Annotated in this window: 27 protein-coding genes; 12 read left to right on the top strand and 15 right to left on the bottom strand. The window is 72.1% G+C overall.

What is annotated here, in order from left to right:
- Positions 1-18: 18 nt before the first annotated feature.
- From ACERZO_RS15450 to ACERZO_RS15440, 3 genes are all read right to left on the bottom strand, one after another.
- Positions 19-1,827, bottom strand: a complete 1,809-nt coding sequence (locus tag ACERZO_RS15450) for a glycosyl transferase (RefSeq protein ID WP_372665317.1) — start codon at positions 1,825-1,827, stop codon at positions 19-21.
- Positions 1,828-1,922: 95 nt separating this feature from the next.
- Entirely contained in the window at positions 1,923-2,708 is a 786-nt protein-coding gene (locus ACERZO_RS15445) for an IclR family transcriptional regulator (RefSeq protein WP_372665316.1), read from the bottom strand.
- 58 nt (positions 2,709-2,766) lie between these two features.
- A complete protein-coding gene (locus ACERZO_RS15440; RefSeq protein ID WP_372665315.1) occupies positions 2,767-3,357 on the bottom strand; it encodes a TetR/AcrR family transcriptional regulator in 591 nt (196 codons plus the stop codon).
- Between the two features lie 85 nt (positions 3,358-3,442).
- Between ACERZO_RS15440 and ACERZO_RS15435 the strand changes: the two genes are divergently transcribed.
- The 4 genes from ACERZO_RS15435 (at position 3,443) to ACERZO_RS15420 (ending at position 8,235) form a co-directional block, all read left to right on the top strand.
- Positions 3,443-4,363 carry an oxygenase MpaB family protein gene (locus ACERZO_RS15435; RefSeq protein WP_372665314.1) on the top strand — a complete coding sequence of 307 codons (921 nt, stop codon included), beginning with the start codon at positions 3,443-3,445 and terminating at the stop codon, positions 4,361-4,363.
- Between the two features lie 9 nt (positions 4,364-4,372).
- A complete protein-coding gene (locus ACERZO_RS15430) occupies positions 4,373-5,398 on the top strand; it encodes an LLM class F420-dependent oxidoreductase (protein ID WP_372665313.1) in 1,026 nt (341 codons plus the stop codon).
- A 121-nt stretch (positions 5,399-5,519) separates the two neighbouring features.
- Positions 5,520-6,833: an MFS transporter gene (locus ACERZO_RS15425; protein ID WP_372665312.1), complete on the top strand. Its 1,314-nt coding sequence runs from the start codon at positions 5,520-5,522 to the stop codon at positions 6,831-6,833.
- A complete protein-coding gene (locus ACERZO_RS15420) occupies positions 6,820-8,235 on the top strand; it encodes a pyridoxal phosphate-dependent decarboxylase family protein (RefSeq protein ID WP_372665311.1) in 1,416 nt (471 codons plus the stop codon). Before ACERZO_RS15425 ends, ACERZO_RS15420 begins: the two co-directional genes overlap by 14 nt.
- Position 8,236: 1 nt before the next feature.
- Here ACERZO_RS15420 and ACERZO_RS15415 read toward each other — a convergent pair whose 3' ends face one another.
- The 8 genes from ACERZO_RS15415 to mrf form a co-directional block, all read right to left on the bottom strand.
- Complete coding sequence (locus ACERZO_RS15415; RefSeq protein WP_086675395.1) at positions 8,237-8,509, bottom strand: DUF6295 family protein; 273 nt, start codon at positions 8,507-8,509, stop codon at positions 8,237-8,239.
- Positions 8,510-8,522: 13 nt separating this feature from the next.
- On the bottom strand, positions 8,523-9,263 hold the full coding sequence (locus ACERZO_RS15410; protein WP_372665310.1) for a dienelactone hydrolase family protein: 741 nt from the start codon (positions 9,261-9,263) through the stop codon (positions 8,523-8,525).
- Positions 9,260-10,951: an MFS transporter gene (locus ACERZO_RS15405; RefSeq protein ID WP_372665309.1), complete on the bottom strand. Its 1,692-nt coding sequence runs from the start codon at positions 10,949-10,951 to the stop codon at positions 9,260-9,262. The genes ACERZO_RS15410 and ACERZO_RS15405 overlap by 4 nt, the downstream gene beginning before the upstream one ends.
- On the bottom strand, positions 10,948-11,382 hold the full coding sequence (locus ACERZO_RS15400) for a MarR family winged helix-turn-helix transcriptional regulator (RefSeq protein WP_372665308.1): 435 nt from the start codon (positions 11,380-11,382) through the stop codon (positions 10,948-10,950). The genes ACERZO_RS15405 and ACERZO_RS15400 overlap by 4 nt, the downstream gene beginning before the upstream one ends.
- Before the next feature lie 63 nt (positions 11,383-11,445).
- On the bottom strand, positions 11,446-12,495 hold the full coding sequence (locus ACERZO_RS15395) for a GTP-binding protein (RefSeq protein WP_372665307.1): 1,050 nt from the start codon (positions 12,493-12,495) through the stop codon (positions 11,446-11,448).
- Positions 12,492-12,641 carry a 50S ribosomal protein L32 gene (gene rpmF / locus ACERZO_RS15390; protein ID WP_372665306.1) on the bottom strand — a complete coding sequence of 50 codons (150 nt, stop codon included), beginning with the start codon at positions 12,639-12,641 and terminating at the stop codon, positions 12,492-12,494. Before rpmF ends, ACERZO_RS15395 begins: the two co-directional genes overlap by 4 nt.
- Positions 12,641-12,895, bottom strand: coding sequence for a type B 50S ribosomal protein L31 (locus tag ACERZO_RS15385; protein ID WP_372665305.1), 255 nt, complete (start codon positions 12,893-12,895; stop codon positions 12,641-12,643). Before ACERZO_RS15385 ends, rpmF begins: the two co-directional genes overlap by 1 nt.
- Positions 12,892-14,136, bottom strand: a complete 1,245-nt coding sequence (gene mrf, locus ACERZO_RS15380) for a ribosome hibernation factor-recruiting GTPase MRF (protein WP_372665304.1) — start codon at positions 14,134-14,136, stop codon at positions 12,892-12,894. Before mrf ends, ACERZO_RS15385 begins: the two co-directional genes overlap by 4 nt.
- Positions 14,137-14,215: 79 nt before the next feature.
- Here mrf and rpmB point away from each other — a divergent pair, with 79 nt between their 5' ends.
- From rpmB to cobA, 5 genes are all read left to right on the top strand, one after another.
- The gene (gene rpmB, locus ACERZO_RS15375) at positions 14,216-14,452 is read left to right on the top strand and encodes a 50S ribosomal protein L28 (RefSeq protein ID WP_372665303.1); all 237 of its coding nucleotides are present in this window, start codon (positions 14,216-14,218) and stop codon (positions 14,450-14,452) included.
- Positions 14,452-14,619: a 50S ribosomal protein L33 gene (gene rpmG / locus ACERZO_RS15370; RefSeq protein ID WP_372665302.1), complete on the top strand. Its 168-nt coding sequence runs from the start codon at positions 14,452-14,454 to the stop codon at positions 14,617-14,619. The genes rpmB and rpmG overlap by 1 nt, the downstream gene beginning before the upstream one ends.
- Positions 14,619-14,924: a 30S ribosomal protein S14 gene (gene rpsN, locus ACERZO_RS15365; RefSeq protein ID WP_372665301.1), complete on the top strand. Its 306-nt coding sequence runs from the start codon at positions 14,619-14,621 to the stop codon at positions 14,922-14,924. The genes rpmG and rpsN overlap by 1 nt, the downstream gene beginning before the upstream one ends.
- Positions 14,921-15,175: a 30S ribosomal protein S18 gene (gene rpsR / locus ACERZO_RS15360; RefSeq protein ID WP_372665299.1), complete on the top strand. Its 255-nt coding sequence runs from the start codon at positions 14,921-14,923 to the stop codon at positions 15,173-15,175. The genes rpsN and rpsR overlap by 4 nt, the downstream gene beginning before the upstream one ends.
- Before the next feature lie 85 nt (positions 15,176-15,260).
- The gene (gene cobA, locus ACERZO_RS15355; RefSeq protein WP_372665298.1) at positions 15,261-16,487 is read left to right on the top strand and encodes a uroporphyrinogen-III C-methyltransferase; all 1,227 of its coding nucleotides are present in this window, start codon (positions 15,261-15,263) and stop codon (positions 16,485-16,487) included.
- Here cobA and ACERZO_RS15350 read toward each other — a convergent pair.
- Together ACERZO_RS15350 and ACERZO_RS15345 are read right to left on the bottom strand one after the other, a co-directional pair.
- Positions 16,475-16,720, bottom strand: a complete 246-nt coding sequence (locus ACERZO_RS15350; RefSeq protein WP_372665297.1) for a hypothetical protein — start codon at positions 16,718-16,720, stop codon at positions 16,475-16,477. The genes cobA and ACERZO_RS15350 overlap by 13 nt on opposite strands.
- 4 nt (positions 16,721-16,724) lie before the next feature.
- Entirely contained in the window at positions 16,725-17,603 is an 879-nt protein-coding gene (locus tag ACERZO_RS15345; RefSeq protein WP_372665296.1) for an alpha/beta fold hydrolase, read from the bottom strand.
- Positions 17,604-17,739: 136 nt separating this feature from the next.
- Between ACERZO_RS15345 and ACERZO_RS15340 the strand changes: the two genes are divergently transcribed.
- Both ACERZO_RS15340 and ACERZO_RS15335 read left to right on the top strand, forming a co-directional pair.
- Positions 17,740-18,582 carry a crotonase/enoyl-CoA hydratase family protein gene (locus ACERZO_RS15340; RefSeq protein WP_372665295.1) on the top strand — a complete coding sequence of 281 codons (843 nt, stop codon included), beginning with the start codon at positions 17,740-17,742 and terminating at the stop codon, positions 18,580-18,582.
- Positions 18,583-18,595: 13 nt separating this feature from the next.
- Complete coding sequence (locus ACERZO_RS15335) at positions 18,596-20,299, top strand: AMP-binding protein (RefSeq protein ID WP_372665294.1); 1,704 nt, start codon at positions 18,596-18,598, stop codon at positions 20,297-20,299.
- 77 nt (positions 20,300-20,376) lie between these two features.
- On the opposite strand, the gene ACERZO_RS15330 is transcribed toward ACERZO_RS15335, so the two are convergent.
- Complete coding sequence (locus ACERZO_RS15330) at positions 20,377-20,781, bottom strand: hypothetical protein (protein ID WP_372665293.1); 405 nt, start codon at positions 20,779-20,781, stop codon at positions 20,377-20,379.
- Positions 20,782-20,815: 34 nt separating this feature from the next.
- A complete protein-coding gene (locus tag ACERZO_RS15325; RefSeq protein WP_372665292.1) occupies positions 20,816-21,325 on the bottom strand; it encodes a hypothetical protein in 510 nt (169 codons plus the stop codon).
- A 317-nt stretch (positions 21,326-21,642) separates the two neighbouring features.
- Between ACERZO_RS15325 and ACERZO_RS15320 the strand changes: the two genes are divergently transcribed.
- Entirely contained in the window at positions 21,643-21,873 is a 231-nt protein-coding gene (locus ACERZO_RS15320) for a hypothetical protein (RefSeq protein WP_372665291.1), read from the top strand.
- Positions 21,874-21,877 lie beyond the last annotated feature (4 nt).

Below are 21,877 nucleotides of genomic sequence, written 5' to 3'. Positions count from 1 at the left end.
GTGGGCCTCTTTCGCCGGTCAGGGGGAGGAGAACGGGACGAGCAGTCCCGGGGGTGCGAACAGCGGGTAGGTGACGAGCACGCCGCCGCCGGTTCGGGTGACCGACGAAGGGCGGAACAGGTCGCGCTGGCCGGTGTAGAACGCGGCCGCGCCGTCTTCGCCGCCGGTGAGCAGCACCCGGCGGCGGGGTTGCCCGGCGGGGTCTTCGCCGGGGACCTCGGGGAACGCCGCGACCTGAACCGGCTGCAGGGCCGCGAGCGCGGCGAGCGTCGCGATCAGCCGGGGGTCGACGTGGCCCGCGCGCAGCGGGCCGGCGGCGTCGGAGGTGAATGTGATCCGGGTCGACGCCTGCAGCGCCTCGCCCGCGTGGGCACGGGCCGAGGCCTCGGACGGCGCGGCCGGGTCGGCGGGCGGGAGCCCGAGGCGCGAGACGGTGACGCGGTCGTCGCCGGTGCCGAACACCGCGGTCGCGGCGGCCGTCTCGAACGCGGCGCCGATGTCCGGGTACCGGTGCCGGAGACCGGTCTCGCCGGCGGTGAAGACCGCCCACTCGGCGGGCGGGCAGGTGACGGTGCAGGCCGAGGAGGCGACGAGCATGCCGGTCGGCCAGCCCGCCTTCGCGAGCTCGGCCCAGGCGGCGTCGCCGACCAGCACGCGGGCGCCGGAAGCGTTGACCCGCAACCAGTCCCGCGCCTGCGCGAGCGGGCCGGTCCGGTCGGCGGCGGGCGTCAGGGCGGGGTAGCCGTACCCCCAGCCGACGGCGGTCGTCGCGACCAGCACGACCGCCGCGAGCGCGACGCCGGTTCCGCGCCGCGCTTCCCACCGGTGGGCCGGGAAACGCTGCCGGGTCACGGCCTGGACGACACCGGCCAGCAGCAGCGGCGTCACCGGTACCAGCAGGGCCAGCACGGCGGTGTCCGGAACCCCGGGGACGAGCAGGGTGGCGACGAGCAGCAGGCCGGACACCGCGAACGGCCGCAGGGACGACACGGCCAGGGCGGCCACGAGGGCGACGGTCGACAGCACCGCCCAGGACGGGTCGAGCGCGACCCAGTCGGCGACCGAGGGATGGCCCGCGGCCGCGAGGTGCGGCCGCAGGGTTCCCGCCGCCGGGCCGAACGCGATGCCGAGCCCGAGGTTGAGCAATACCGCCACGAGCGCGGCGCGCACAGGTGCGCGCCGCACCAGCAGCCAGCCGGCCGCGGGCAGGAAGACCAGCGCCAGCGGCGAGGTGAGCACGGCCGCCAGCAGGCAGACCGCGGCGGAGACGTCGTGCCGGATCCGGGCGCCGGGCCGGGTGAGCAGCACCAGCGCCCCCAGCGCCCACACCGCCGCCAGGTGTTCGACGACGACCAGCCGCTGCAGGCCGAGCGCCAGCGGGGACACCGCGAGCAGCAGCACCGCGGCCGCCGCCGCCCACCGCGTCAGGCCGAGCCGCCGGGCCAGCACCCACAGCAGCAGGGCGCCGAGCACCGCGACGACGAGCATCGCTTCGCGGACCGCCACGAGCGCCGTGGCCGAGCGCCCGAAGGCGTCGAGGAGCATCGTGTACGCCGAAAGCTGCCACCAGCCGAACGGGCTGACCCCGGCACCGCCCGCGTCGGTGAACGCCGTGAAGTGCCCGAGCGCGTAGGCGTGGGCGACGTTCGCGGCTTCGGCGGGCAGGGCCGGGGCCGGCGCGGCGAGGTAGAGCACCCGCAGGCCGCCGGCCAGCGCCAGCAGCGCGAGCACGATGTCGAGCGACAGCAGCCGGTGCGCGGCCACCGGTTCGGAGAGCGTCGCGGGGGAGCGGCCGGGGACCGTCATCCCGCGGCTGTGCTGGGCCATTGGACGGATCGTAGCCGCTCCCGATCACCCGTCCAGCTCGGGAGGGTCACGTCAGCCGGTCGGCCCAGTGACCGGAAAAGCGTTGTCCCGCAAGATTATTTCCGACTGTCCGGAGTGGATCCGGAGAGTGTCCGGGTCAACGCGAGCGCGACCGTCCGGACGGCCGGGGCGACCCGTTCGGTCCGCATCCGGTTGGCCCAGCCGGAAATCGAGACCGCGGCCACCGCGGCACCGCGCGCGTCGAGCAGCGGGCTCGCCGCGCAGACGACGCCGACGCCGGATTCCTCGCGCTCCAACGCGATCCCGTCTTCGCGAACGCGCGTCAACTGGCGGCGCAGCAAGCCGGGTGCGGTGATCGTCTTCGGGCTCATCCTGGGCAATCCGGCGTCGATCACCTTCTCCACCACGGATTCCGGAGAAAACGCGAGGATCGCCTTGCCGACCCCGGTGGCGTGCGCGGGGAACCGGCCGCCGATGCGCGACGGCAGCGTCGGTGCGTCCGGGCCGCGCAGCACATCGAGGTAGACGACTTCAGTGCCTTCGAGGATCGCGAGGTGGACGGTGTTGCGGGTCGCCTCGCGCAGGTCGGCGAGGTACGGCCGGGCCGCTTCGACCAGCCCACGGCGGGGCGAGGCCAGTTGGCCGATTTCGAACAGCCGGAGCCCCAGCCGCACCGCACCCCCCTCGCGGGTGAGGAGGCCGGTGCCGGCGAGGTGGCCCACCAGCCGGTGCACGGTCGTCTTCGCCAGCCCGGTCCGGCGGGCCAGCTCGGAGACGCCGAGCGTGTCGTCGCCCGGCCGGAAGGCTTCCAGGAGCGCGGCGAGCCGGGCCGCGACGAGACCGTCGCCGCTCGCGCCGTCGTTCCGCCCAGCGGTACGCATGGGTTGAGTGTGCCCGATCCGCCGCGCGACTGTCACCAGGTCGGCAAGGAGGTGGACGTCAGTGGTCGTCGGCGCCGAGCACGAGTTTCACGCAGTGGGCGACGAGCCGCTCGCGCGAGACCTTCAGCGAGCCGTCGAGGTAGGCGATGAAAACGTTGCTCAGCGCGCCCACCAGCCCGATCGCGACCATCCGGCGTTCGGTCTCGTCGCCGTGGGACAGTTGCTCGCCGACGAGCGCGGCGAACACCGGCAGCAGGTGCAGGCCCCGGCGGGTGAGCGCCGGGTCGGTCAGCGGCGCGAGCAGCAGGATTCGGCCCTGGCGGGGGTCGTCGACGATCAGCTCGACGAACGCGCGGACGGCGTGCTCGGCGCGCAGCACCGGGGTCGGCGCGTCCCGGACCGCGTCCACCAACGCCTGGCGGGCCTGCTCGCCGACGTGCTCGTAGACGGCGGCGACCAGCTCTTCGCGGTCGGTGAAGCTCTCGTAGAAGTAACGCTCGGTGAGCTTCGCGTGCCGGCACACCGCGCGCACGCTCGTCCCGGCCGAGCCCTCGGTGCCCAGCAGCTCCAGGCCCGCGGAGACGAGCTGCGCGCGCCGCTGCGCCTTCCGGTCGTCCAGGGTCGTGCCCGCCCACGTGCGGCCCGGCATGCTCACTCCTCGGTTGACTACGTGTGTTGTCAGATCCTAGCCTGACAACAGCCGTAGTCAGTTGGACTCGACGAGGAGACCGCCGATGGACGCCCCCCAACCGCTGGGCCCCGACTCGCTGACGTGGAAGTACTTCGGCGACTGGCGCGGCCTGCTCATCGCGCTGTGGGCCGGGTCGATGCAGAACATGCACCCGGGCCTCGGCGCCGGCGTCGAGCAGCACTCGCGGTTCTTCGAGGAGCGCTGGCAGCGGCTGTTCCGGTCGCTCTACCCGATCGGCGGGGTGGTCTACGACGGCCCGCGCGCGCACGCGACCGCCCTCGAGATCCGCGGCTACCACGATCGCATCAAGGGCGTCGACGCGCAGGGCCGCCGGTACCACGCGCTCGATCCGGACACCTACTACTGGGCGCACTCGACGTTCTTCGTCAGCACGATCCTCATCGCCGACCACTTCATGGGCGGCATCGGCGAGGCGGAGAAGCGGCGGCTGTTCGACGAGCACGTCACGTGGTGGCGGATGTACGGCATGACCATGCGGCCGGTGCCCGGGAGCTGGGAGGACTTCCAGCGCTACTGGAAGCACATGTGCGCCGAGGTCCTGGAGGACAACAAGGCCACCAGGGACGTCCTCGACCTGCGGGGAATCGCGAAGCCGCCGTTCCTGCCCTGGCTGCCGGACGTGCTGTGGCGGCCGGCGAGCGCACTGGTCGCGAAGAACTTCCGCTGGCTGACCATCGGGCTCTACGACCGCGAGATCCGCGACCTGCTCGGCTTCCGGTGGTCCGAGCGGGACGCGCGCCGGCACCGCCGGGTCGGGAAGCTGATCAACGCCGGGTTCAAGCTCGTCCCGCACGACCGCCGCTACCACCCGCGGGCCCGCGCCGGCTGGCGCCGCGTGCGCGGCGAGGTGGCTCCGGACGCGCCGGTGGTCGAGACTCCACCCAGGAACCTGCCGCCGCTGTCCGAGCGGGGCAAGCCGGAGCACTACGCGCCGAACGTTTAGGAGGCATTCGTGAAGCTGGGATTCCACGTCGGGTACTGGGGCAGCGGCCCGACCCCGGGCGCGCTGGAGGCCGTGGTGAAGGCCGAGGAGCTCGGCTTCGACTCGGTGTGGACGGCGGAGGCGTACGGCTCGGACGCGTTCACGCCGCTGGCCTGGTACGGCGCGTCCACCAGCCGGATCCGGCTCGGCACGAACATCGTGCAGATGTCCGCGCGCACCCCGACCGCGACGGCGATGAGCGCGATGACGCTCGACCACCTCTCCGGCGGCCGGATGGTGCTCGGGCTGGGCGCGTCCGGCCCGCAGGTCGTCGAGGGCTGGTACGGGCAGCCGTACCCGAAGCCCCTGGCGCGGACGCGGGAGTACGTGGACATCGTCCGGCAGGTGATCGCCCGCGAAGCCCCGGTGACGCTCGACGGGCAGCACTACCAGCTGCCGCTCAAGGGCGGCACGGGACTCGGCAAGGCGCTGAAGCCGACCGTGCACCCGCTGCGCAAGGAGATCCCGATCTACTTGGCCGCGGAAGGCCCGAAGAACGTCGCCCTGTCGGCCGAGATCGGCGACGGCTGGCTGCCGCTGTTCTTCTCGCCGAAGTCCAACGGCTTCTACAAGGCCGCGCTGGAGGAGGGTTTCGCCCGGCCCGGGGCCCGGCACACGCTGGAGACGTTCGAGGTGCCGTGCTCGATCCCGGTGATCGTGCACGACGACGTCGAGGAGGCGGCTTCGTGGATCAAGCCGTCGCTGGCGCTGTACATCGGCGGGATGGGGGCGAAGAGCGTCAACTTCCACCACGACGTCTTCGCCCGCCTCGGCTACGAGGACGTCGCCGACAAGGTCCAGGAGCTGTACCTGGCCGGCCGCAAGGACGAGGCGACCGCGGCGATCCCGACGTCGCTCGTGGAGGACACGTCGCTGATCGGGCCGGCCGCGAAGATCCGCGACGAGCTGCAGGCGTGGGAGGAAACGGTGGTGACGCAGCTGCTCCTGCGCGGTGACGCGGCGGCACTGGAGAAGATCGCGGGCGCGCTCGGCTAGCGCGGGCCCCTGTCGTGGCCTTGGTCACGACGATGGCACGATTCCCCTCGACCACTACCGGGTGCGCGCCGAGATCGAATACTCATGGCCTGCACCCGGTACGCCTGTCTCGAGGAGGACCATGGCGACGCTGTCCGGCCGGACGAGGTTCCGCTATTCGCTCGGCTCGTTCGTCACCGGGTCCTTCGGGACGGTGCCCGGCCTGGTCCTGGTCAAGTACCTGACCGACACCATGGCGGTGCCCGCCGGCTGGGCCGCCGCCATCGTGTTCGTGCCCAAGGCCTGGGACTTCTTCTTCAACCCGGTCGCCGGCCGGCTGTCCGACGCGGACCTGATCAAGACCGGCAGCCGGCGCCGCTTCCTGCTGGTCGGCGGCGTCGGCGTCGCGATCCTCTTCGCGGCGATGTTCGCCCACCCCGGGCTCGGCGGGCCGCTGCCGGACGCGCTGTACGTGGCGATCCTGTTCGCCGCCTGCGCCACGGCGTACGCGCTGTTCCAGGTGCCGTTCAACGCGCTGCCCGCCGAGCTGACCGAAGACGCGACCGAGCGCACGAAGCTCACCAGCGTCCGGATCGGCGTGCTGGCCGTGACGATCCTGATCTGCGGCGGCGGCGCCCCGGCGATCACCGCCGCGATCGAAGGCGTCGCCGGCTACCGGATCATGGCCGTGGTGATCGGGCTGATCGTGCTGGCCGCGACGCTGCTGGTGTACTTCGGGCTCAAGGACGCGCCGGTCGGCTCGCTGCGGCCGAACACCGTGAGCCTGAAGGAGCTCGTCAGCACGCTGGCCGGCTGGCGGCCGTTCCGCTGGCTGCTCGGCACGTACTTCATCCAGGCGCTGGGCATCGGCACGGTGCTCGCCGCGATCCCGTTCTTCGCCCAGCGCATCCTCGGCGATGACGCCTACGGCACGATCCTGTTCGTCATCTTCGTCGGCCCGGCGCTGGTCACCATGCCGCTGTGGCCGCGCCTGGGCGACCGCGTCGGCAAGCTGAACGGCTTCCGCCTGGCGACCGGCGCGTTCGCGATCGGCCTGCTGGGGCTGGTGTTCGCCCAGTCGATCCCGCTGGTCGTCACGTTCGTCTTCGTGGCGCTGTGCGGGGTCGGCTACGCCGGGATCTCGGTGTTCCCGCTGGCGATCCTGCCGGACCTGATCACCGCCGAAGAGGAGCGCACCGGCGAGACCCGCGCGGGGATCGCGGCCGGCGTGTGGACGGCGGGGGAGACGCTGGGCTTGGCCTTCGGCGGCGGGCTGTGGGCGCTCATCCTCGCGTTCGGCGGGTACGTCTCCAGCACGGATGCGACGGCCTTCCAGCCGCACAGCGCGATCGTGGCGATCCTGATCGGGTCGTCGGTCATCCCGGGCGTGCTCATCGCGCTGGCGCTGCCGCTGCTGCGGCGCAAGGTCCTGGAGCCGCGCCATGAGCCGGCCTGAGGACGTCCTCGCGCAGCTGCGGGAGCTGCGCGCGGGTGACCTGCCGACGCACGGCGGCCGCACCCTGGCGTACGTCTACGACAGCGGGCTGTCCGAAGTGGACTCCCTCGGCGCGGCGGCGCACGCGCTGGCGTCGTCGGCCAACGGCCTGGACCCGACGGCGTTCCCGAGCCTGCTCCGCATGGAGAACGACCTCGTCTCCGCGGCTTCTTCGTTGCTCGGCGACGTTCCCGGTGTCGTCGGCTCGGTGACTTCCGGTGGCACGGAGTCCTGCCTGCTGGCGGTGCTCGCGGCCCGGGACGCGCGGCCGGACGTCGCGTCGCCGTCGATCGTGCTGCCGACGACCGCGCACGCGGCGTTCCACAAGGCGGCGCACCTGTTCGGGCTGCGGCGGATCGACGTCCCGGTCGACCCGGTGACGTTCCGCGCCGACCCGGCGGCGATGGCCGCGGCGATCGACGGCTCGACGGTGCTGGTGGTGGCGAGCGCACCGTCGTACGCGCACGGCGTGCTGGACCCGATCGAGCCGATCGCGGCCGCCGCTGCGGCCCGGGGCGTCCGGATGCACGTCGACGCGTGCATCGGCGGCTGGGTATTGCCGTACTTCGCGCGCCTCGGCGCCGATGTGCCGCCGTTCGACTTCCGCGTCCCCGGCGTGACGAGCATTTCGGTGGACCTGCACAAGTACGCCTACTGTCCGAAAGGGACGTCGGTGCTGCTGCACGCGTCGGCGGAGCTGCGGCGGTCGCACTACTTCGCGAGCGCGGCCTGGCCCGGGTACACGATGCTGAACACGACGATCCAGAGCACCCGCTCGGGCGGCCCCCTCGCGGCGGCGTGGGCGGTGACCCGCCACCTCGGCTCCGAGGGCTACCTTTCGCTGGCGGCGTCCACGCGGGAAGCGGTTTCCCGGCTCCGGTCCGGCATCTCCGAGATCCCCGGCCTGCGCGTGCTCGGCGACCCGGTGTCGACGCTGATCGCGTTCACCGGCGACGACGGCTTCGACCTCTTCACGGTGGCGGACGAAATGAAGGCACGCGGCTGGTACGTCCAGCCGCAGTTCGCTTTCGCGGGATCGCCGGCGAACCTGCACCTGACGGTGACAGCGGCGAACCACGGCAGCGAGAAGGAGTTCCTGACCGACCTCGCGGCTTCGGTGGACGCGGCCCGCGCGGCGGGCCCGGTGACGGTGGACCCGGCGGTGGCGGAGTTCGTGGCCGCGCTCGACCCGGCGACGTTGACGTGGGAGCAGTTCGCGAGCCTCCTCGCCGCCGCGGGTCTGGGCGGCGCCGCGGGACTGCCGGACCGGATGGCCCCGATCAACGCGCTCCTCGCAACGGCACCGGCGCCGTTGCGGGAGCGGCTGCTGCTGGAATTCCTGGGCGCGCTCTACACGCCCTGACTCACTGGTTCCGCGAAGCCAACCCTTCGGGTGCCGACTTGACGGCCGCGTGGATCGCGTCCGCCAGCGCCAAAGCGTCCTCTTCGGTGAGTTCCAGGGCGACGCGGGCCGAAGCGCCCAAGCCGGGGTTGCGGAAGTCGATGTTCACCGTGTGCGCGTACGGCGCGTGGACCGGGTGGTCGACGTACACAGTGCCTTCGTTCAACCGGAACCAGCCGCGGGCGCCCTTGCCGCTGCCCTCGAGCTCGAACTTCTCCGTCAGGTAGGTGCACATGAGTGAGGTCCTCTCAGGCGGTCAGCGTGCGGGAGTAGAAGTCGAGGATGCGTTCCCAGCCGTCCTTCGCGGCTTCCGGCCGGTAGCTCGGGCGGTCGACCGCGAAGAACGCGTGACCCGCGTCCGCGTACGTGTGGAACTCGTGCTCCTTGCCCAGCTTCTCCAGCTCGGCCGCCAGGACGGCGACCTCGTCCGGGCTCGGGAACTGGTCGTCCGCCCCGAAGATGCCGAGCAGCGGGCACGACAGCTGCGGCGCCAGGCCCAGCAACGGCTTCATCTGCTTCATGGCCTCCGGCGGGTCGTTGACGACGAAGGCGCCGTAGCAGTCGACCGCCGCGTCGAGGTCGAGAGAACACGCGGACAGGAAGGCGTGCCGCCCGCCCGAGCAGTGCCCGATGACGCCGACGCGGCCGTTCGCGTTCTCCAGGGCACGCAGGTAGTCCGCCGCGCCCGAGACGTCACCGACCAGGCGGTCGTCCGGGATTCCGCCGGACGCACGGACCGTCGCCGCCGCGTCGTCCGGGTCCGCGCCCGGTGCTTCGCGCGTGTACAGGTTCGGGCAGAGCGCGTTGTAGCCCTCGACGGCGAAGCGGCGCACCATCTCCTTCGTGGCCGCGTCGTAGCCGGGCATGTGGTGGATCACCACGACCCCGCCGCGCGGGGTGTCGTCGGTCGGTTTGGCCAGGTACGCCTCGAGCTCGTCCCCGCCGTGGCCGGTGATGGTGACGGTCCCGGCGACGATCTCGTCGGTCATCGGTTCTCCTTCGATCCCTCGGGGGTGTGGAAGTAGCGCTTGCCGCGGGAGGCGGACGCCACCGCGGCGACGACGGCCATCACCGCGGCCGCGGTGAACACGACCACCAGGCCGTGGTGGAACGGGCCGGAGACGAGCTGCGGGAAGAACTCCCCGCCGGTCAGCGTCGAGCGGTCGGCCGGGGAGAGCCCGGCCAGGACGTCCGGGCCGAGCAGGTGCCCGACCGGGTTGCTGCCGAGGAACGCCGCGAACAGCGTGCTCACCGGCGGCAGCTGGGCGACGCCGTCGGCGACGGTCGCCGGCACGCCGTGCGCCTGCAGGCCGCTGGTCAGCGTCTGCGGGAGCGACGAAGCCAGCCCGGCGATCATCAGCGAGAAGAACACGCCGATCGACAGCGACGTCCCGGAGTTCTGGAACGTCGCCCGCATGCCGGAGGCGACCCCGCGCTGCTCGGTCGGCACGCTGCTCATGATCGCCGACGTGTTGGGCGCGGAGAACATGCCCTGCCCGATCCCGCTGACGACCAGCAGCGCGGCGAACGCCGGGTACGGGAAGTCCACCGGCAGCGCGAGCAGGCCGAGGAACGCCGCCGCCACCAGCAGCAGCCCGCCGGTGGAGAACAGCCGCGCCCCGAACCGGTCGGACAGGTAGCCCGAGACCGGCCCGGCGAGGAGGAACCCGACGGTCAGCGGCAGCAGGTAGATGCCGGCCCACAGCGGCGTCCGCTCGTAGTCGTAGCCGTGCAGGGGCAGCCAGATCCCCTGCAGCCAGATGATGAGCATGAACTGCATGCCACCACGGGCCACCGAAGTCAGCAACGCGGCGACGTTGCCGGCGGCGAACGCGCGGATCTTGAACAGCGAAAGCTGGAACATCGGTGCGGCGACCCGGGTCTCGATGACGCCGAACAGCAGGAGCAGCAGCACGCCGGCGCCGATCCCGCCGAGCACCCAAGGGCTGCCCCAGCCGGTCGCGGCGCCGCCGTAGGGCTGGATGCCGTAGGTGATCGCGGCCAGCAGCAACGCGGTCCCGGCGGCGAAGGTGACGTTGCCGCCCCAGTCGACCTTCGCCCGCTTCGGCGTCCCGACCTCGCGGAGGCTGCGGATCGACCAGATCGTCCCGAGCAGCCCGAACGGGACGCTCACCCAGAACACCGCACGCCAGTCGATCTCGGCGAGCAGCCCGCCGGCGACCAGGCCGAGGAACTGCCCGGCCAGCGCGGTGATCTGGTTTACGCCCAATGCCATCCCGCGCTGCTCGGCGGGGAAGGCGTCGGTGAGGATGGCGGCCGAGTTCGCCGTCAGCATCGACCCGCCGACGGCCTGCACGATCCGCCAGCCGATCAGCCACAGGGCGCCGCCGCCGGCGTGGAACGGGTCGAACGAGAGCGCCACCGAGGCGACGCTGAAGACGACGAACCCGAGGTTGTACATCTTGACCCGGCCGAACATGTCGCCGAGCCGCCCGAGCGTCACCACCAGCACGGCCTGCACCAGCAGGTAGCCGAGGATCATCCAGAGCAGGTAGCCGATGTTGCCCGGCGCCAGCGGATCGAGGCCGATGCCGCGGAAGATCGCCGGCAGCGAGATGATCACGATCGAGCCGTCGAGCGCGGACATCAGCACACCGAGCGTCGTGTTCGAAAGCGCGACCCACTTGTAGCGGCTCGGGGTTTCCGTGACGGTCACAGCTCGTCCGCCAGCCGCTCGATGAGCGGGATGGCCGCGATCAGCTCGCGCTGCTCGGCCGCGGTGAACTTCTCGGCCAGCGCGGTGGCCATCTTTTCGGTCGTCCGGGAACGGCGGTCGGTGAGCAGCTTGACGCCGGTTCCGGTGACCGACATCAGCACCTTGCGGCCGTCGGAGTCGTCCTTGCGGCGCTCGACGAGCCCGCGTTCGACCAGCCCGGCCAGGGTCACGCCCATGGCCTGCGGCTTGACGCGTTCGAGGTCGGCGAGGCAGCCCGGAGTGGCCGGGCCCTCCCGGTCGAGCCGGGAGAGCACCGACCGTTCGGGCAGCGTCAGCTCCCCGACGACGTACCCCTGCCGCAACCGCCGGATCACCCGGCCCAGCGCCACGCGTAGGTCCGCACTCGCCTGGAGGAGGTCCTCGTCCGTCACGATCGTCAACCTAGACTGATAAACCTGGGTTGATCAACTCGGACGTTTCGCCCGGCGGACCGCTTAGTGGACGTGCACGGGATCCCACGCCGGGAACGGGTCCGGCCCGGTCGCCTCCCCGAGGCAGTCGCGCAAGGCCGCGAGGAGCTGCTCGCCCGCCAGCTCGACGCCGATGAACACCAGCTCCTGCTTCGGCTCCGCGGCCACCCCCTGCGGCTCGAACCGCGCGACCGAGCCCGCCTGCGACCACAGTCCGGTCGCCCCCGGCCGGGACGCCAGCGCGAAGAACCCCTTGGACCGCAACACGGTCCCGAACTCACCGGAGTCCAGCCGCCGCGTGACGAAGTCCCACAAGGCCGCGGGGTCGAACGCCCGCGATGCCCGGAAGACCACGCTCGAAATGCCGTACTCCTCGGTCTCCGGCACGTGGTCGCCGTTCAGCTCGGCCACCCACCCCGGCGCCTCCTGGGCCCGCTCGGCGTCGTACCGGCCGGTCGCGAAGACCCGGTCGAGCGGCACCTTCCCGAAGCTGCCGGTGACGACGTCCGCGGCGGGGTTGAGCCGCCGCAGCGTCGCCACCAGGCGGTCGACGTCCGGGACGAGGTCCGTCTTGTTGAGCAGCAGGACGTCGGCGAACTCGACCTGGTCGACCAGCAGGTCGCTGACCGTCCGCTCGTCGTTTTCGTACTGGTCGAGCCGGCGCTCCACGAGGGAGTCGCCGGCCGCCAGTTCGCGGGCGAAGTTCGCCGCGTCCACCACCGTCACCATGGTGTCGAGGCGGGCGACGGCGTCCAGGAAGGTGAACGTCGCCGCCACCGGCATCGGCTCGGAGATCCCGCTCGACTCGATCAGCACGTGGTCGAACCGGTCCTCCGCGCAGAGCGCGGCCACTTCCTCGAGGAGGTCCTCCCGCAGGGTGCAGCAGATGCACCCGTTGGTCAGCTCGACGAGGCGCTCCTGCGAGCGCACGAGCGCGGCGTCGATGTTGACCTCGCTCATGTCGTTGACGATCACCGCGACCCGCAGGCCCGCCCGGTTGGCGAGGATGTGGTTGAGCAGCATCGTCTTGCCCGCGCCGAGGAAGCCCGACAACACCGTGACCGGAACGCTCACGAGTGGAAGTGCCGCATCAGCCGCCGCGGCACCAGCTGGACCTCGCCGTCGACCTTGATCGGCACCAGGTCCGGCACCGCGGCTTTCCACTGCGACCGCCGGGACCGGGTGGTGCTGCGGGACTTCTTGCGCTTCGGGACGGCCATCAGCGCGTACCCCGCTTCCCGTAGCGGCGGTGGAACTTCTCGACCTGGCCGGCGCTGTCCATGATCCGCTGGGTGCCGGTCCAGAACGGGTGCGACCACGAGCTGATGTCGACCACGACGAGTGGGTAGGTCCGGCCGTCGGACCACTCGATCGTCTTGTCGGAGGTGATGGTGGAGCGGGTCAGGAAACTGTCGCCGGTGGACGAGTCCTTGAACACCACGGGGTGGTAGTCGGGGTGGATTCCGGTCTTCATCGTTCTTCCTTTCGGTTCGCCGCGGAGTGCCGCGCCGGGTCGGGTTCGGTGTCCTCGCACGGTTCTTCGTGCCAGTCGCCGAACGGGTCGGAGTAGCGCGCCCACGCCTCGGGTCCTGCCGCGAGTTCCTCTTCGGTCAGTAGAGCGTCGCGCAGGGCCGCGTCGATCTCATCGGGCGTTGTCTGGTCCGTCACGACGACGAGCTCCTGCGCGCGGTCGCCGTGCACCGGGTGCCACCGCAGGGACGCCAGCGTCCGGCGCTCGGGGGAGACGTCCGTCCACTCCGGACCGTCCGGCGCCGCGAGCCACGGCCCGGCGTGGCCGATGCCCAGGCCGCCGCCGGCCGACTCGATCCAGAACGCGACGTCGGGTTGGCTGGCCACCCAGGCGCGTCCGCGGGTCCGGACGACGCCGTCGAGCAGGACGTCCAGGGCGTCGTGCAGGCGCCCGGGGTGGAACGGCCGCTGCGCGGTGAAGGTGACCAGCCCGATGCCGCAGTCGACGTGCACCGGTGGTTGGCCGCGCAGCAGGGCGCCGTGCATGTCGGTGACCTCGCCGCGCCGGGCGTCGGCCGGCACGGCGTCGAGCACGCTGTGCCCGTCGACGCGCGAAAGCTCGACCCGGGGCACCGAGGGCGCGACCCGGTCGAGGACCGCGGACGCCTTCGCGGCAGTCCACGCGTCGGTCGCGGCGCCGGCCAGCACCAGGACGTCGGCGAACTCGACCTGCGAAAGCGCGACCTGGGCGACCGTGCGCTCGTCCTCCGGGCTGGCCTGCAGGTTGCGTTCGGCCAGGACGTCGTCGCCGGTCGCGTCGGCGAGGAAGGTCGCGCAGTCGACGACGGTGAGCACCGCGCGCAGGTCGACGTCGTCGCTCACCGGGTGGTCGCCGACCAGGACGTTCCGGATCGCCCAGCTCACCGGCTCCGGCTCCATGGCCTCGTCGAGCCGCACGACGATCCGGCGCACCTGCGGCAGCCGCGCGAGGTGCCGCAGCAGCGGGAGGAGGTCTTCGCGCAGCGTGCACGACACGCAGCCGTGCGCCAGTTCGAGCACGGTCAGCTGGTCGCGCTGTTCGAGCCGGAGCCGGCGCCGGACGGCGCCGGAGTGGATTTCGCGCAGGTCGTGGTGGACGACGGCGGTGCCGGGCCCGGCCACGCGCAGCAGCTCGGCGAGCGTGGCGTTCGGTCCCGGCGCGAGGCCGCTCACCAAGACGAGCGGGGTGCGGGAATCAGGGGTCACGGGTGCTCCAGGAATACGGGCGGGGTACGGTGCGTAAGAGTAGATGAAAACGACAACCACTATCAACTTGGGAGGTCTCGTGTCCGCCGTGTGCCAGGTCACCGGCCGCAAGCCGGGCTTCGGCAAGCAGGTCTCGCACTCGCACCGCCGCACGTCCCGGCGCTGGGAGCCGAACCTGCAGAACCGTCGCTACTTCGTGCCGAGCGAGGGCCGCTGGGTGCGGCTGCGCGTCTCCGCCAAGGGCATGAAGACGATCGACAAGCGCGGTATCGAGGCCGTCGTGGCCGAACTGAAGGCAAGGGGAGTGAAGCTGTAATGGCGAAGAGCACCGACGTCCGCCCGGTCATCAAGCTGCGGTCCACCGCGGGAACGGGCTTCACCTACGTCACGAAGAAGAACCGGCGGAACGACCCCGACCGGATGGTTCTGCGCAAGTACGACCCGGTCGCGCGCAAGCACGTCGAGTTCAAGGAAGAGCGCTGATGGCCAAGAAGTCCAAGATCGCGAAGAACGAGCAGCGGAAGGTGGTCGCGGCGCGGTACGTCGCCCGGCGTCGCGAGCTGAAGGCCGTCATCGCCTCGCCGTCGTCGTCTCCGGAGGAGAAGGCCTCGGCGGTGGTCGCGTTGCAGAAGCTGCCGCGCGACGCGAGCCCGACGCGCATCCGCAACCGCGACGCCGCCGACGGGCGCCCGCGCGGCTATCTGCGGAAGTTCGGGTTGTCGCGGGTGAAGGTGCGGCAGGCCGCGCACCGGGGCGAGCTGCCCGGCGTCACGAAGTCGAGCTGGTGAGCCGGGTGCCGAAGCCGAACCGGGACCGCCCGGGCAAGCGCCGGGTGAACCTGTTGCGCGCCAACAAGGTCACCCACGTCGACTGGAAGGACGTCGACCTGCTGCGGAAGTTCATCTCGGACCGGGGCAAGATCCGTGCCCGCCGCGTGACGGGGTTGACCCCGCAGCAACAGAAGCAGGTCGCCACGGCCATCAAGAACGCGCGCGAGATGGCCCTGCTGCCGTACCCGTCCGCGGGGCGCGCGAGCTGACGGCGTCACGCCACCCGGAGGTTCTCCGGGTGGCGTGACCCACGCTGGGCTGGCGCGGGGGTGAACCGTCAATAAACTCCCGCCCATGGACGACCCGCACTACCTCTCCGGCCTCCAGCTCACCGGCCGCCGCGTTGTCATGTTCGGCGGCGGCTCGGTGGCCCAGCGGCGGCTGCCCCGGCTGATCAGCGCGGGCGCGCGCATCGAACTGGTGTCGCCGCACACGACGCCGTCGGTGCAGGGGATGGCGGACGCGGGCGAGCTGGTGTGGCACGAGCGCGGCTACACCGAGGGTGACCTGAAGGACGCCTGGTACGCCCTGGCCTGCACGAACGACCCTTCGGTGAACGAAGCGATCTGCGCCGAGGCCGAGCGGGAGCGGGTGTTCTGCGTCCGCGCCGACGAGGGGGAGTCCGGTTCCGCGGTGACCCCGGCGTCGGGCCGGCACGGCGGCCTGCTGTTCGGGGTCCTGTCCGGCGGCGAGCCGCTGCGCTCGGCGGCGGTCCGCGACTCGATGCTCGACGGCCTGCACAACGGCACGATCGAAGACGGCCGCCGGCCGCACCCCGAGGGCACCCTGCCCGGCGTGGCCCTGGTCGGCGGCGGCCCGGGCGACCCGGAGCTGATCACGGTCCGCGGCCGCCGGCTGCTCTCTCGCGCCGACGTCGTCGTGGTCGACCGGCTGGGGCCGCGCGAGCTGCTCGACGAACTCGCGCCGGAGGTCGAGGTGGTGGACGCGGCGAAGATCCCCTACGGCCGCGCGGCCAGCCAGGACGTCATCAACCGGACGCTGATCGAGAAGGCCAAGGAGGGCAAGTTCGTGGTCCGCCTCAAGGGCGGCGATCCGTACCTGTTCGGCCGCGGCTTCGAAGAGGTGCTGGCCTGCGCCGAGGCGGGCGTCCCGGTGACGATGGTCCCGGGCATCACGAGCGCGTTCGCGGTCCCGGCGGTGGCGGACGTCCCGGTCACCCACCGCGGCGTCGCGCACGAGGTGGTGGTGGTCTCGGGCCACGTCGCCCCGGGCGACGACCGGTCGCTGGTGGACTGGGAGCTGCTGGCCCGGATGCGCGGCACGATCGTGCTGATGATGGGCGTGGAGCGGCTGCCGCAGTTCGCGAAGGCGTTGCTGGACGGCGGCCGCCCGGCGGACACCCCGGTGGCGATCATCGAGGACGGCACGATGCGGACCCAGCGAACGCTGCGGTCCACATTGGACACGGTGGGCACGGACGCGGCGGCGTCGGGGGTCCGGCCGCCGGCGATCATCGTGATCGGCCCGGTGGCGGGGCTGGCGCCGGTTCAGGCTTCGTAGGCGGCGGCGAGGATCGCGTCGGCGACCTCGGACAGCGGCCGCCGGTCGTCGACGCACGTCGCTTCGAGTCGCCGGCGGGCCGCCTCGCGCCGGCGAGTGCTGCGGCGCGAGGGCCTCGACCCGCGCCCGGCTGGTCTTCCGCGCGAAACGGTCGAGCCGGCCCGCCGGCACGGGATCCGGGGGATCGACGACTTGCCGGCTCCCGCGTTGCCGGTCACCCACACCAGCGGCATCGGCTCAGTCCTCGTAGCAGCTCGCGGCGAAATCCCGGATCGCGTCGGACAGCCGGGTCGGGTCGAACCGCAGCTCGACCGGGCTGCGCGCCTGGACGAACTCCGCGTCCGGCATGTCCACCGCCAAGGTGTCCGCGTCGCCGAACGGGTGGATCGGGTCGCCCTGGTGGCCGATCACCAGCGCCCGCGTCGTGATCTTGCGGCGCACCGACTTCGGGGGCGCGATCCGGCCGAACAGCACCCCGTGCAGCAACGCCGCCATCGGTGCGGGACGCTGCGAGAGCGTGTCCGTCACGACGTCGACCCACTGGTTGCCGTGCGGGACGAGGGACGCCGCCAGTGCCACCGCCTGGACCGTCACCGGCAGGAACCGGGCCGCCATCAGCAGCGGTGCGAACGTGATCAGCCCCGCCACGATCGCGTTGTCCAGCACCGGCATCTCGACGATCAGCCCGCGCACCCGCGACGAATCCTGCACCGCGACTTCCAGCGAGACGTTCGCGCCCAGGGACGTCCCGCCGACGACCGCCGAGGAGACCTCCAGGTGGTCCAGCAGCGCCAGGGTCTGCTCCGCGAACGACGGCATCGAGTAGAGCCACGACTCGGTCGGCCGGTCGGAGTCGCCGTGGCCGAGCAGGTCGAGCGTGACCACCCGGAACCCCGCGCGGGCCAGCCGGCGCGCCAGCGGCGCGTGCATCCGGCGGGTCAGCATGATGCCGTGGGTGAGCACGACGACGCGGTCGCCGCTGCCGAACTCCGTGTACCAGAGCCGGTGCCCCTCGTGCTCGAACGAGCCGGTCAGCTCGATCGGCCGGGACGCGCGCCGCACCGGGGCGGCGGGGGGATCGGGCTCGATCGCGGTCGCGCTGCTGGCCGGGCTCATGTCCCACCGTCCTCCCCGTGTCGTGGTGACCTCTGTTCAGGAAAGCATCCCCGGACCCCGTCGGCACAGTGACATCCCCATCAGTTGACAAGGTGCCAATGGCGGCCCGGCGCGGTCATGGGTGAAGATGACCCCCATGACCGCTACTGCTGACAGTCTGCCCGGCCTCGTCTCCCTGAAGGTCGACGTCGCCGGCCCCGTGGCCGAAGTGACGCTCCTCGGCCCGTCGAAAGGCAACGCGATGGGCCCGGACTTCTGGCGCGAGCTGCCGCTGGTCTTCCGCGCGCTGGACGCGGACCCGCAGGTCAGGGCGGTCGTGCTGACCGGCAGCGGCAAGCACTTCTCCTACGGCCTCGACCTGCCGGCCATGATGGGCGACTGGGCGCCGATGCTCGGCGGCGAGAACCTGGCCGGCCCGCGGACGGCCTTCCTCGACCAGGTCCGGTCGCTGCAGGCGGCGGTCAGCTCGATCGCGGAATGCCGCAAACCGGTCGTAGCGGCCGTTTCGGGCTGGTGCATCGGCGGCGGGGTCGACGTCGTCGCGGCCGCGGACATCCGCCTGGCCAGCGCCGATGCGAAGTTCAGCGTTCGCGAGGTGCGCGTCGCCATCGTCGCCGACCTCGGCAGCCTCCAGCGGCTCGCCTCGATCATCGGCGAGGGGCACCTGCGCGAGCTCGCGCTGACCGGCAAGGACATCGACGCCGCGCGCGCCGAGAAGATCGGGCTCGTCAACGACGTCCACCCGGACCAGGACGCGCTGCTCGAGGCCGCGCGGGAACTCGCCGCGGAGATCGCTGCGAACCCGCCGCTCGTGGTGCAGGGTACGAAGCAGGTACTGGCGACGAACACCGAGCGCCAGGTCGCCGACGGCCTCCGGTACGTCGCGGCGTGGAACTCGGCGTTCCTGCCCAGCAAGGACCTCGGCGAAGCGGTCCAGGCGTTCCTGGAGCGGCGCCCGCCGGAGTTCAAGGGCGAGTAACTAGGAGGCAGCCGTGACCGCTTCGGAGGTCCACCACGCGTTCCGCGTCGCGCGGGACTACCTGCAGACCCACCGCGAGGACTACGAAACGGCGTACCGGGACTTCGCCTGGCCGTCGCTCGACGAGTTCAACTGGGCGATCGACTGGTTCGACGTCGTCGCGCACGACCCGGTCAACGCCGAGCGGTACGCGCTGTGGATCGTCGAGGAGGACGGCACCGAGAACCGCTGGACCTACCCGGAGCTGTCCGGCCGGTCCAACCAGGTCGCGAACTGGCTGCGGAGTCTCGGCGTCCGCCGCGGCGACCGGCTGATCCTGATGCTGGGCAACCAGGGCGAGCTGTGGGAGACGATCCTCGCCGCGATCAAGCTCGGCGCCGTGATCATCCCGGCGTCCACGCTGCTCGGCCCGGCCGACCTGACCGACCGCGTGGAGCGCGGCGCGGCGAAGCACGTCGTGGTCCGCTCGGTGGACGCGCCGAAGTTCGCCGACGTCTCCGGCGGCTACACGCGGATCGCCGTGGGGGAGCCGGTCGAGGGCTGGCAGCAGTACTCGGCCGCGTTCGCGCAGTCCCCGGAGTTCGCTCCGGACGCGCCGACGAAGGCCGGCGACCCGCTGCTGCTCTACTTCACCTCGGGCACGACGGCGAAGCCGAAGCTGGTGCAGCACACGCACGTCTCGTACCCGGTCGGCCACCTGTCCACGATGTACTGGATCGGGCTCGAGCCGGGCGACGTCCACCTGAACATCTCCTCGCCCGGCTGGGCGAAGCACGCGTGGAGCAACTTCTTCGCGCCGTTCAACGCCGAGGCGACGGTCTTCCTCTACAACTACAGCCGCTTCGACGCGGGCGCGCTGATGGCCCAGATGGACCGCTGCGGCGTGACGAGCTTCTGCGCACCGCCGACGGTGTGGCGGATGCTGATCCAGGCCGATCTGACGGCGCTGAAGACGCCGCCGAAGAAGGTCGTCGGAGCCGGGGAGCCGCTCAACCCCGAAGTGATCGAGCAGGTCCAGAAGTCGTGGGGCGTCACCATCCGCGACGGCTTCGGCCAGACCGAGAGCAGCGTCCAGATCGCCAACACGCCGGGGCAGGACGTCGTGCCGGGCTCGATGGGCCGGCCGCTGCCCGGGTTCGTGGTGGCGCTGGTCGATCCGGTCAGCGGCGAGCGCGCGACGGAGGGCGAGATCTGCCTCGACCTGCAGCACCGCCCGGTCGGCTTGATGACCGGTTACGCCGACGACGACGAGCGCACGTCCGCGGCGTTCGGAGGCGGCTTCTACCACACCGGCGACGTCGGTTCGATCGACGAGCGCGGCTACATCACGTACGTCGGGCGCACGGACGACGTGTTCAAGGCGTCGGATTACCGGATCTCGCCGTTCGAGCTGGAGAGCGTGCTGATCGAGCACGAGGCCGTGGCGGAGGCGGCGGTCGTGCCGGCCCCGGACCCGATCCGGCTCGCGGTGCCCAAGGCGTACGTCGTGCTGGCTTCGGGCTTCTCCCCGGACGCCGCGACGGCGCGGTCGATCCTCGCGTACTGCCGCGAGCACCTGGCCCCGTACAAGCGCATCCGGCGGCTCGAGTTCGCGGAGCTGCCGAAGACGATCTCGGGCAAGATCCGCCGCGTCGAGCTGAGGGGCCGCGAGAGCGACCCGAAACGCGCCGAGGGGACCGAGTACCGCGAAGAGGACTTCCCGGACCTCAAGGGCTAGCTGAATGACGTGAATGACTCATTGCTGTCGTCAGGCGACATGAATGAGTCATTCACGTCGTTCCGGCCGGGCGCCGGTCAGCTGCGGGTGCCCTCGACCTGGCGGCCGTCCTCGGTCGAGCACGCCGTCACCGGGTCGTTCGCGCCGCTGCCGCACGTCCACTCGTCGAGGACGATCGGGCCCGGGCCGTCGGCGGAGGCCGCCTCGGCCGGGGTCAGCTTCGCGAAGTAGTCCTTCAGCAGCTTGGTCGCCGCGGTGCAGTCGACCTGGCCGTGCGCGACGACCGCCGTCTTCGCGCCGCCCGTGCCGGTGATGTCGCCGCAGGGGACGCCGGGGGCCGTCGACCCGGCCGCCGCGGCCGCGGCGGGAACCGGCGCGGGCTCGCCGGAGGACGGCGCGGCGGGCGCCGGGTCACCGCCGCCGCAGCCGGCCAGGACGGCGGTCGCGGCGACGAGCAGCAGGGGGTACGCGAGTGTCTTCATGGGCCCTTCAGGAGCGGAAGCGGATCGGGAGGGGTCACTCGGAGGGCACGACGGCGGCGAACACCGTCTGCTCGCCCTTCGTGCAGGTGGTGCCGCCCTGCGCGGCCGGCGGCCCGGAGGTGCACAGCCAGCCGTCGACGGTCTCGTTCACCGCGTCGTTCGAGCCGGCGCCCTGGCGCCCGGCGATCTTGCGGTGGAAGTCGCCGACCAGCTTCGTCGCCGCGACGCAGCTGACGCCGGCCGAGCCGCTGTCGAACACGTAGAGCGTCAGGCCGCTGGCGGCGGTCACCGTGCCGCAGGACCCGGGCACCGGCGGCGGCGCGCCGGACGGCTTCGTCACCGGCGCGGGCGCGGACGAGCTGCCGTCGGCGGGCGGCGGCGGGGGAGCGGTGGTCGACGCCGAGGCCGCGGCGGACGTCGAAGGCGGGGCCGATGAGGCCGGGGCCGGCGCGGCCGGCTCACCGGAGCAGGCCGCGAGCGCGGGTACGGCGAGGCAGGCGGCGAGCAGCGGCCGCCACGTCCTCGTGGTGGTCGGGTGGGGCACCGCGATCGTTCCTCCCCGGGGTCGGGCCGGCCCGGTCATTCTGGCCCGTCCGGGTGGGGGCCCCGTGGACCGACTCGCCCACAGGTGTGCGGCAGATTACTCCAGCCGGGTGGAAGCCGGTCACGGTGGGCGCTCCTGCACCGTCCACAGTGGACGATTAACATTCCGTTCACGCTCCGAAACCTCACGCTGCCATCAAGAATCGATCGGTCTAATTCCGGCCGTGTCGGTTAACAATCCGGCTCCGCGCGCCGAAGATCTTGGTGGAGGCCGACGAGCTTCCCGTCCCCGACACCCGTACCGAGCCCGTGAGAGCGATGAACGCCGACGCTGTGACCAGCCCCGAACCCAGCACCGACGAGAACACCGACCCGTCCGGTCCGCCGACCGTCCCCAGCAGCGTCGTCTGGTGCTGCGGGCGGCCGTACGTCCTGGAGGCGCGCCCCGGCCGCGCCCGCTGGATGGGCACCGACTACCGGGGCCGTCCCGAGGCGCTGAGCAGCGCCGAACTGCAGCGGCGCGGCTGGAGCCGCCGCCGCGCCTGCTGACTAC

It is taken from the genome of Amycolatopsis kentuckyensis (genome assembly GCF_041679295.1).
GTDB lineage: Bacteria > Actinomycetota > Actinomycetes > Mycobacteriales > Pseudonocardiaceae > Amycolatopsis > Amycolatopsis kentuckyensis_A.
This window is presented reverse-complemented; position numbering and strand designations above follow the sequence as displayed.